The organism is Eggerthella sp. (genome assembly GCF_048329335.1).
Lineage (GTDB): Bacteria > Actinomycetota > Coriobacteriia > Coriobacteriales > Eggerthellaceae > Eggerthella > Eggerthella lenta.
In genome coordinates this window covers 1-1,453 of the sequence record NZ_DBFEGU010000106.1, presented here as the reverse complement: position 1 = coordinate 1,453, position 1,453 = coordinate 1, and the positions used below count along the sequence as shown (strand labels likewise).

Annotated in this window: 2 protein-coding genes and 1 pseudogene; all 3 read right to left on the bottom strand. The window is 63.0% G+C overall.

The genetic code is table 11. The features are described from left to right. A pseudogene (locus ACMO6A_RS03370) lies at positions 1 to 186 on the bottom strand (hypothetical protein); the annotation flags it as partial. Next, positions 186 to 881 carry a DUF4956 domain-containing protein gene (locus ACMO6A_RS03365; protein ID WP_015759948.1) on the bottom strand — a complete coding sequence of 232 codons (696 nt, stop codon included), beginning with the start codon at positions 879 to 881 and terminating at the stop codon, positions 186 to 188. The pseudogene ACMO6A_RS03370 and the gene ACMO6A_RS03365, both read right to left, overlap by 1 nt. A 51-nt stretch (positions 882 to 932) precedes the next feature. Then, positions 933 to 1,453 (bottom strand): VTC domain-containing protein (locus ACMO6A_RS03360; RefSeq protein WP_418470782.1); only part of this gene is annotated, 521 nt, incomplete at its 5' end.

Genomic DNA, 1,453 nt, shown 5'->3' with positions numbered 1-1,453 from the left:
GGTCAGCATCACTGCGAACAGTCCGGCTATCAGGGCATCGACAACTCCTTTTTTCAACAGAGACAATCGAACGAAGAGGGCTGGGGTGATGCCCACCAAGCGAGTTCCGCAGCGAAGCGAGGACTGTTTGAGCGACTGGGTATCTCCCCAGCCCTCGCCAGTCGACTTAGCGTCTGTCCATTCCATTACAACACGTCCTTACTCGCAGCAGCGCGCCCGCAGGTGATCTTCAAGTTGCCGTTACGGCAGCGCAGTTCGTCGATCATGCGCTTCTCCGTTCCCGGCTGCTTCATCCGCACCGCATATTCCAGTAGAAACAGGCTTCCCATGTTGGTGGTTTGCACCATCGTCAGCTCGTGCTCGTCGGTATAGCGCTTCAGCACGTCGTCGAACACGCCGTCGTACTCCAAGTCGTCGGGAATGGTGATTTTCAGCGTCTTCTCCGGCTCTTTCTGCTTGCCGAAGGGCGACAGCATGTAGCCCACGTTCACGATAGCCACGATGATGGTGAACAGCACGGCCAGCACGATGAAGCCCATGCCCGTGGCCAGGCCGATGGCCATGGCCAGAAACACGCTGCCGATGTCCTTCGCGCTGCCGGGGATGGAACGGAAGCGCACGAGGTTGAACACGCCCATCACCGCGATGCCTGCGCCCAGGTTGCCGTTCACCAGCGTGATCACCATCTGCACGATGAGCGGCAGCAGCGCCAGCGTCACCACGAAGTTCTTCGAGTACGTGTGGCGGAACATGTAGATGAGCGCCACCGCCGCGCCCAGCACGATGGACGCGAGGCAGCACAGCAGGAAATCGACGGTGGACACGCCCGCAACGAGCGATTCCGTCGATCCGAATATCGAGGTCAATGCAGTATCGAGCACAGTTGGTTCCTTTCGGGTAGAGAGGGAGGGGCTATCGAACGGCCAGGCACCTCAGCAGCGCGTAGGCGTGTGCGACGGCGCACGGAAGCGACGAGGGCGGCGGCCGCGCAACGCTGCGGCGAACCGCTCGGCCTTCTGCTCGGCGGCTGCTTGGGACGCGCGCGCTGTCGCAAACGACGACGCACCGCGATGAGCGGCCATGCAGGCCCGATACGCTTCCCCGTACTTCGAGAACGACGTCGGGTAGGCCTCGCACGCATCGAGCGCGCGAACGAGCCACAGCGGAAACGGGCCGGACGACTTGATCTCCATCACGGCATCGCCGTCGGGGAGCAGCGGATGCGATGCAGCACCGGCATCCCTTGCGAACAGATCGCCGTAGGCGATGCCGGCATCGAAGGTGATGCGCAAGTCGTCCGGCACATCGCCCAGCGCGCGCAAGCCGGTTGCGCCGCCGCCTGCCGCCGCGGCGATCGTCGCTATCGACGCGTACGCAACGCGCTCGCACTCGATGAGCATCGAAGGCCGCAGAGGCCGGTACCGCGCAATGAACTCGTCGACCTCGCGTGCGA